We start from the raw sequence: 8,635 nt of genomic DNA on the forward strand, positions 1-8,635 counted from the left end.
ATTGTGAACAGGTGAAACATTCCCGCTAACACCAATGTGTTATTAATGTTATCGAAGGAATTAAATAGTTTATTAACTAACGTAATGGCTTTAGAAACTAAAAAAAGCTTTATATTACTATCATGACATCGGCAAAAAATACGAAATAAAAAATCATCCCGATAACGAATTCTTAATTTTTAAAGTTTGGAGTTTCTATTATGAGCACTAACGAACGTATTTTAAGCCCCTTCACATTACCGAATGGTACTGAACTGAAAAACCGTTTGTTAATGGCCCCGATGACAACCTGTACAGGTTATTACGATGGCACCGTGACCAGCGAGCTGGTGGAGTACTACCGCGCCCGCGCGGGCAGCATCGGCACGATTATCGTTGAGTGCTGTTTTGTTGACGATCTCGGCCTGGCGTTCCCGGGCGCAATTGGTATTGATAACGACGAGAAAATCGCCGGGCTGGCAAAAATCGCTGACGCCATCAAGTCAAAAGGCTCCAAAGCCCTGCTGCAAATCTACCACGGCGGCCGCATGGTCGACCCAAAACTGATCGGGGGCCGCACGCCGGTTGGCCCAAGCGCCGTTGCCGCGCCGCGTGACGGTGCCGCCACGCCGGTTGCCCTGACCGCGGAAGAGGTGGAAGGCATGATCGGCAAGTTCGGCGAAGCCGTGCGCCGCGCAATCCAGGCCGGGTTCGACGGCGTCGAAATCCACGGGGCGAATACCTATCTGATCCAGCAGTTCTTTTCCCCGAACTCCAACCAGCGCGACGACGAGTGGGGCGGTAGCCGCGAAAACCGCGCGAAATTCCCGCTGGCGGTGCTGGACATTACCCATAAGATGGTGCGCCAGTACGCGGACGACGCGTTTATCATTGGCTACCGTTTCTCTCCGGAAGAGCTGGAAGTCCCGGGCATCCGCTTTGAGGACACCCTGTATCTGCTGGAAAAACTGGCCGCGCGCGGGGTGGATTATCTCCACTTCTCCCTTGGCGCCGCCCTGCGTCCTTCTATTGTCGATACTCAGGACCCGACGCCACTTATCGAAAAATACTGCGCTATGCGCTCTGACACGCTGGCGCAGGTGCCGGTGATGGGCGTTGGCGGCGTGGTGAATGCCACGGATGTGAATGAAGCGCTGGATCACGGTTACGACCTGATTGCCGTTGGCCGCGCCACCATCGCCTATCCGGACTGGACCGATCGCATCGCGGCGGGCGAAAGCCTGGAGCTGTTTATGGACAGCACCAAACGGGAAGAACTGAGCATTCCGGAACCGCTGTGGCGCTTCTCGCTGGTGGAGGCGATGATCCGCGACATGAGCATGGGTGAATCCAAATTCAAACCAGGCACCTTTATTGAAAAAGTGCAGGACGATGCCAACGAACTGGTGATTAACGTCAGCCTCGAAACCGACCGCATCGCCGATATCGAACTGGCCTCCGGCCCGAGTGAAGACGTCGAGTTTGTCACCAGCTTCGAAGAGATCCGTACCCGTATTCTGGATGCCAACACCCCGCACGTGGACGCGATTACGGGCGCGACCAGCCAGAGCGAGGCGGTGAAAAAAGCGGTCTCGAAGGCGATGCTGAAATCCAGTAAAGCGCTGGCGGCAGAAGAGGGCGCTGACCCGAATGAGACTAAAAGCGTGGACGTGGTAGTGGTCGGCAGCGGCGGTGCAGGGCTGGCGGCGGCGATCCAGGCGCACGACGAAGGCGCGAGCGTACTGATCGTCGAGAAAATGCCCACCATCGGCGGGAACACCATTAAAGCCTCGGCCGGGATGAACGCGGCAGAGACCCGCTTCCAGCGCGTGAAGGGTATTCAGGACAGCAAAGAGCTGTTCTACCAGGAAAGTCTGAAAGGCGGTGGCAACAAGAACAACCCTGAACTGCTGCGTCGCTTTGTCGAGAACGCGCCACAGGCCATCGAATGGCTGGCCACGCGCGGCATTATGCTGAACGACATTACCACCACCGGCGGGATGAGCATCGACCGTACGCACCGTCCGAAAGACGGTTCCGCAGTGGGCGGGTATCTGATCAGCGGCCTGGTGCGTAACGTCAACAAGCGTAACATCGAGGTGATGCTGGATACCTCCGTGAGCGACATCATCTTCGAGAACGGCGAAGTGACCGGTGTGCGTCTGACCACCGAAGAGAACGAAACCCTCACCGTGGCAACCAAAAGCGTGATTGTGGCAACGGGCGGCTTCAGCGCCAACAGCCAGATGGTGGTGAAATACCGTCCGGATCTGGCAGGGTTCGTTACCACCAACCACAAAGGGGCGACCGGGGGCGGCATCGCGCTGCTGGAGCGTATCGGTGCGGGCACCGTGGATATGGGCGAAATTCAGATCCACCCAACCGTTGAGCAGAAAACGTCGTATCTGATTTCCGAATCCATCCGCGGCGGCGGGGCGATTCTGGTCAATCAACAGGGGAACCGATTCTTTAACGAAATGGAGACCCGCGATAAAGTCTCGGCGTCAATCATCGCGCTGCCGGAGAAATACGCTTATATCGTCTTTGACGAGCATGTTCGCGCCAAAAACAAAGCCGCGGATGAGTACATCGCGAAAGGGTTTGTTACCAGCGCCAGCTCGCCAAAAGCCCTGGCGGAAGCGCTGGGGATGGATCACCATCAGTTCCTGGCAACGCTGGAACGCTACAACGGCTTTGTGGAGAAACAGCACGACGATGATTTCGGCCGCACCACCGCGCTGCGTGCGCCAATCAACGAAGGGCCGTTCTACGCCATTCAGATTGCACCGGGCGTTCACCACACCATGGGCGGCGTGACCATTAACACAGAAACCTGCGTGCTGGACAGCAACCACAACGTATTGCCAGGAGCGTTTGCTGCGGGTGAGGTTGTCGGGGGCATCCACGGCGGTAACCGTATCGGCGGTAACGCGGTGGCAGATATCATTATTTTTGGTACGCTTGCAGGACATCAGGCGGCTATGCGTTCGAAAACACGGTAAGGCTCCTGTTTCCCCGGCGGCGCGGTGCCTGCCGGGGCTACATCTGAGGACTCATGCAATGCCTGATAGCCATCGCGTTTACAGCTACTCCGCCGTTCTGATGGGATCGCCCATCCTCCTGAAACTCTTTTCCCATGACGAAGCGCTCGCCTCCCGCGTGTTTCGCCTGATCAAACAGTACGAAGATCTGCTTACCGTTAACCGCGCGCATTCCCAGGTAATGGACGTCAACCATGCGGCCGGTCAGCATCCAGTTGCCGTCAGTCGTCCGGTGTTTGAGCTGATCCGCTGCGCGAAAGCGGCAAGCCTGCTTAAAGACAGCGCCTTTAACCTGGCGATCGGCCCGCTGGTGAAGCGCTGGAAAATTGGCTTTAAGGGGGACGCTGTACCGCCCGCGGACGAGATCGCCGCTTTGCTGGGCATCACGGATCCTGCGGACGTGGTGCTGGATGAAGCCAACAGCAGCGTGTTTCTTACACGCCAGGGAATGGAGATCGATCTGGGGGCCATTGCTAAAGGCTATATCGCCGACAGGGTGCGGGATTACCTGCATAAAGAGGGCGTTGAACTCGGGCTGATCAACCTTGGCGGCAACGTTCAGACGTTAGGCTCGCCGGAGGGCGGCTGGCGCGTCGGCCTGAAAAAACCGTTCGCCGGTGATGCGCTGATTGGCGCCATGACGGTCGAAAACCGGTCGGTGGTGACGTCTGGCACCTATGAGCGCTATTTCGAGCAGAACGGCAAACGCTATCACCACATACTTGACCCACGCACCGGCTACCCGCTGGATAACGAACTGGACAGCGTGACGATTATTTCGCAGGACTCTCTCGACGGCGATATCTGGACCACGCTGATCTACGGCATGGGCGTGGAAAAGGGCTGCGCCGCGCTGCGTTCGCGCCCCGATATTGAAGCTATCTTTGTCACCAAAACAAAAGAAGTGGTGATCTCCTCGATGCACCACTTCCGTTTTACCCTTCTGGACGACAGCTACCGAATTACTGGCAGTACTGTTTGAGCAGTCCGACCTGTTCCGGCTGCAAACGGTAGCGATATACCGGCCGGCCGGTGGCGCCGTAGTGAATGCTGGTGAACAGGATATTTATTTGCGCCAGCCAGATCAGGTACTTGCGGCATGACACGCGGGAAATGTTGACCGCATTCGCCAGATCGTCGGTGGAAAATTCTATCTCCGGATGGCTGTCGATCCACTGGCAAATGGTGCGCAGCGTCTGCGGCGTTAGGCCTTTCGGTAATTTTTTGCTGTCGGCCAGCTCCGGCGCGCCACCGTGGATCAGCCTGTCGACGTCGGCCTGTTCATAATACTGATGCGATCCCATCAGGCTGCGCTTTGCCTTCCAGCCGTTCAGCGCCTCTTCAAAACGCGGGAACTGGAACGGTTTAATCAGGTAATCCACCACGCCATAGTGCATCGAGGTCTGGATCGTTGCGGCGTCGGAGGCCGATGAGATCATGATGACGTCAATCGGGCGGCCCGATGCGCGGATGATGGGCAGCAGATCCAGCCCGTTATCCTGCTGCATATAGACATCCAGCAGCACCAGATCGATCGGCTGGCCTGGGTTGGCGATCAACGCCTCGGCCTGGTTGAGCGTGGAAGCGACGCCGCAGCAGCTAAAACCCTCAACGCGGTTAACATACAGACGGTTGAGGTCGGCTACCATGGCGTCATCATCGACAATTAACACATTTATCACGCGATATTCCTCTCGCTATCCCAGGGGATCTGAACAAAAAATTGGGTAAATACGCCAGGCTCCGACTCGACGGTAATATCTCCGCCCAGATTCTGGATCTGCTGACGCGCAAGGAACAGCCCAACGCCGCGGTTTTCACCTTTTGTTGAGTAGCCCTTTGTAAAAATAGCCTCCAGCCGCTCGGGATCAATGCCGGGACCGTCATCGCTGACCTCACCGCTCAGCCAGCCGTTCTGATAATGCAGCAGCAGGCCGATCTCGCCTTCCGGCTGACCTTCCATCGCATCCAGGGCATTTTCGATTAAATTGCCCAGTACGGTGATCAGCACCGCAACCTGCTCTTCATTGGCGGTGTCAGGAAGCTGACTCTCCTCCGCCAGCGTCAGGGTCACCCCGACCTCTTTGGCGCGGTTAATTTTACCCAGCAGGAAGCCCGCAATGACCGGGGATTTAACTTTGCGCTGTATCGCGCCGATATCCGTCTGATAATTCTGCGCAGTCTGGATGATGTACTCCTCCAGCTTATCGTAGCGCTTCATGTGCAGCAGGCCGAGGATCACGTGCAGCTTGTTCATAAATTCGTGCGTATGAGCGCGCAGGGCATCAACGTAGCTGACCATGCCATCGATACGCTGCATTAACTGGCTGATTTCGGTCTTATCGCGGAACGTGCTGATCGCCCCGATCACCTGATTCTGGCTTTTCACGGGGACCATGTTGCACAGCAGCAGCCGCCCGTTACAGCCGATCTCCTGATCCTGGCGGGCAATGCCGGTCCTGGATACTTCGCGCAGGCTGGCCAGCAGCGGTTCACTGCTGCTTTCGGAGTGCTGGCCCGAGGTCAGGAGTAATATTTCTCTGGCGGTGTGGTTAATCATCGTCACGCGCCCGTGCATATCCACGGCCATCACGCCTTCGCGCAGGGACTGCAACATGGCCTGGCGCTGCTCAAAGAGGGCGGAGATCTCGTAAGGCTCCAGCCCGAAGAGGATACGTTTCAGAACCCGGACCAGACCCCATATCGCCACTGAACTCATCAGAACGCTGAATAAGATGGTCCACACGGCGTTGAGCCGCCCGCGGGCAATCTGATCTTCAACTTTATTCAGCGAGATACCCACCACCACCACGCCGATCTGGTCGTGCTGGTCGTCATACACGGGCGTAAAGACGCGCAGCGCTTCCGCGAGCGCGCCGCGGTTAACGGAGACATTCTCTTTCCCTTCCAGGGCGGGCGTCAGATCGTCGCCAATAAAATGCAAACCTAACAGCGCTTCGTTTGGATGGGAATAGCGGATCCCACGCAGGTCGGTGACCACGGTAAACAGCAGGTCGTTGCGCTTCGTCACCGCCTGGGCAATCGGCTGGATGATGCCAGCCTGCGGCGATTCCATCAGGCCACGCTTGATTTCCGGGCTGTCGGCCAGCGTCCGGGCGATACCCAGCGCGGTATCTTTCACGTCATCGCGCGTGGCGCGGGTGATCTGCACAGAGTAAAGCGCGAAAACCACCAGCAGCACCGAGCCGATAATCGCGCACACCATCAGCGTAACCAGCGTATTCAGCTTCATAGGGCGCTTGCGCGTCGGGGGGAAGGGCTGCAAATCGCTCATTAACACTCCGCGATGAAAAAGAAAGGGCTAATTATCGCTGATGACGGGCGTTTCATAAAGCCATGTAAAGAGAGGCGTTTCGTGAGCCTCCTCTCAGGTGACCTATATAAAACACTTTATAGTGTGAGGGTACTCATAATAAGGAGGCAGTTTATGAGCATTATGCTTACCGGTACGGCCAGGGAAAGACGGCACGCCAGCACGATGAACATCGACAGATTATCGACGCTGGATATGCTTAACGTCATACACCAGGATGACGCGCAAATCTCTTCTGCACTTACCCCTCACTTAAGTATGCTGGCCCGCGTGGTGGATAACGCGGCGGCGACGCTTAGCCACGGCGGACGTCTGGTGCTGACCGGCGCGGGCGCGTCCGGACGCGTGGCGGAGCAGGCGGCAGAAGCGTTTGCGCCGGGCAAACACCCCGTCATTGCGTTAACAGCAGGTGATAACGCCGGAAGCTACGCGAGCGGCGTTGCCGACCTTCAGACGATAGAATTTGGCGAGCATGACATGATGCTGGCGCTGTCCGTCAGCGGCAAAACCCCATGGGTATGGGGCGCGATGCGTCATGCGTGGTCCCTGGGCTCAACGGTTGCGCTCATTACGGAGGAAGCGCAAAGTGAAGCGGCGCAGCTGGCGAGTATGGTCATTGCCCCCGAACTGGGCGCGGATGTGGTGGCCGGGTATACCAACGCTAAAGCAGGCATTGCGCAAAGCATGATCCTGCATATGATCACCACCGGTCTGGCGGTACGTTCCGGACGGGTGTACAGCAACCTGCGCGTTGATCTGGAGGCAAGCAACACCAGATGGGCCGAACGTCAAATTGCCATTGTGATGGAAGCAGGGGGATGTAGCCGGGCGCAGGCGAAGGCCGCGCTGGAAAGCTGTAACCACCAGTGCAAAACGGCGGTACTGATGGTGCTGACGGGGCTGGATGCCTGGAAAGCGCATGAATTGCTGGCGCAGAATAACGGGTTTGTTCGCCTGGCCTTGCAGGAAGCGCCGTAATATTTCAGCGTCAAATAAAAAAAGCCCGCATCGCGGGCTTTAATATTGAGGGAGATTAGAACTGGTAGGTCATGCCTACGCCAACGATGTCATCGGTAGAAATACCGTTTGCTTCGTAGAAGCGTTCATCGTTGTCCAGCATGTTGATTTTGTAGTCAACATAGGTGGAGAAGTTTTTGTTGAAGCTGTAGGTCATGCCCACGTCGATGTAGTTAACCAGATCCTGGTCTACATAGTCATAGCCATTGCCTGGGTGATAATCGTTACCGCCCAAATCGATGCCTTTAGAATAGACCCACGCCAGGGATGGACGCAGACCGAAGTCAAACTGGTACTGCGCTACGGCTTCAAAGTTCTGGGTTTTGTTGGCTATGCCATCGTTGCCGTACGGAGTCATGTTACGGGTTTCCGCATACATCATGGCCAGGTAGACATCATTAGCATCGTATTTAGCGCCGATTGTCCACGCTTCCGCACGTTCACCGCCAGCATATTTGCTGAAGCGGTTATAGGTGCCAGCGCCGTAAGCGACCTGGTCGTTAGTACGGTCAGAGGAAGAATAAGCCGCACCCAGCGTCAGGCCGAAATCGAAGTCATAGGAGGTGGACATACCGAAGCCGTCGCCGTTCTGGAAACGTACGTCGTTATGGCCGTTTTTGGTGCCTTCCTGGTTTTCATTTGCGTTAGCACCTTCGTTAGCACCCTGATATTGCAGCGCAAAGTGCAGGCCGTCGACCAGACCGAAGAAATCGTTATTACGGTAAGTTGCCAGACCGTTAGCACGACCGTTCATGAAGTTATCGGTCCAGGTGTAAGAATCTCCACCAAATACAGGCAGCATATCGGTCCAGGCTTCTACGTCATACACGACGCCGTAATTACGGCCGTAATCAAATGAGCCGTAGTCGCCAAATTTCAGGCCAGCGTATGCCAGACGGTTGAAAGATTTATCCCCTGCGCTTTCGGTGTTGTTAGCGTAGGTTTTATATTCCCACTGGCCATAACCTGTCAGTTCGTTCGTGATCTGCGTTTCGCCTTTGAAACCCACCTGTACATAGGTTTCATCGCCGTCGTCGCCTGGGTTGTCGGAGAAGGTATGACGCGCATCAACCTTACCGTACAGGTCAACTTTGTTGCCATTCTTGTTATACATTTCCGCCGCATTTGCTGCGCCAGCCATTAATAACGCGGGTACGAGAATTGCCAGAACTTTTCTTTTCATTATATATTCCCTTTAAATATAAATTTTCTGAATATATGTAATTACCCTCCGTAACTACATGGCTGATACTATTCTATGGCT

General features: G+C 55.8%; 6 protein-coding genes. 3 read left to right on the top strand and 3 right to left on the bottom strand.

Annotation, left to right across the window (positions count from 1 at the left end):
• Window positions 1–200: 200 nt before the first annotated feature.
• Both ACNQ0W_RS24175 and ACNQ0W_RS24180 read left to right on the top strand, forming a co-directional pair.
• On the top strand, window positions 201–2,981 hold the full coding sequence (locus tag ACNQ0W_RS24175; protein WP_116329871.1) for a flavocytochrome c: 2,781 nt from the start codon (window positions 201–203) through the stop codon (window positions 2,979–2,981).
• A gap of 58 nt (window positions 2,982–3,039) precedes the next feature.
• A complete protein-coding gene (locus tag ACNQ0W_RS24180) occupies window positions 3,040–4,002 on the top strand; it encodes an FAD:protein FMN transferase (protein WP_062932903.1) in 963 nt (320 codons plus the stop codon).
• On the opposite strand, the gene dcuR is transcribed toward ACNQ0W_RS24180, so the two are convergent.
• Window positions 3,983–4,702, bottom strand: a complete 720-nt coding sequence (gene dcuR / locus ACNQ0W_RS24185; RefSeq protein WP_003859556.1) for a two-component system response regulator DcuR — start codon at window positions 4,700–4,702, stop codon at window positions 3,983–3,985. The genes ACNQ0W_RS24180 and dcuR overlap by 20 nt on opposite strands.
• Window positions 4,699–6,315 (bottom strand): sensor histidine kinase, encoded by a 1,617-nt coding sequence (locus ACNQ0W_RS24190; protein WP_047053551.1) that lies wholly within the window; start codon window positions 6,313–6,315, stop codon window positions 4,699–4,701. Before ACNQ0W_RS24190 ends, dcuR begins: the two co-directional genes overlap by 4 nt.
• A 153-nt stretch (window positions 6,316–6,468) precedes the next feature.
• Here ACNQ0W_RS24190 and ACNQ0W_RS24195 point away from each other — a divergent pair, with 153 nt between their 5' ends.
• Window positions 6,469–7,332: an N-acetylmuramic acid 6-phosphate etherase gene (locus ACNQ0W_RS24195; protein ID WP_417933273.1), complete on the top strand. Its 864-nt coding sequence runs from the start codon at window positions 6,469–6,471 to the stop codon at window positions 7,330–7,332.
• A gap of 55 nt (window positions 7,333–7,387) precedes the next feature.
• Here ACNQ0W_RS24195 and ompC read toward each other — a convergent pair whose 3' ends face one another.
• The gene (gene ompC, locus ACNQ0W_RS24200; RefSeq protein WP_062932905.1) at window positions 7,388–8,554 is read right to left on the bottom strand and encodes a porin OmpC; all 1,167 of its coding nucleotides are present in this window, start codon (window positions 8,552–8,554) and stop codon (window positions 7,388–7,390) included.
• Window positions 8,555–8,635: the final 81 nt, after the last annotated feature.

The organism is Enterobacter cloacae complex sp. 6730903, assembly GCF_048283985.1.
Classification (GTDB): domain Bacteria; phylum Pseudomonadota; class Gammaproteobacteria; order Enterobacterales; family Enterobacteriaceae; genus Enterobacter; species Enterobacter hormaechei_C.

What these genes read in the sequence shown, in the direction of transcription:
- ACNQ0W_RS24195 (WP_417933273.1), top strand. Translation starts at nt 6,469, where the DNA reads ATGAGCATTATGCTTACCGGTACGGCCAGGGAAAGACGGCACGCCAGC.
- ACNQ0W_RS24190 (WP_047053551.1), bottom strand. Translation starts at nt 6,315, where the DNA reads ATGAGCGATTTGCAGCCCTTCCCCCCGACGCGCAAGCGCCCTATGAAG.
- ACNQ0W_RS24180 (WP_062932903.1), top strand. Translation starts at nt 3,040, where the DNA reads ATGCCTGATAGCCATCGCGTTTACAGCTACTCCGCCGTTCTGATGGGA.
- ACNQ0W_RS24175 (WP_116329871.1), top strand. Translation starts at nt 201, where the DNA reads ATGAGCACTAACGAACGTATTTTAAGCCCCTTCACATTACCGAATGGT.
- ompC (WP_062932905.1), bottom strand. Translation starts at nt 8,554, where the DNA reads ATGAAAAGAAAAGTTCTGGCAATTCTCGTACCCGCGTTATTAATGGCT.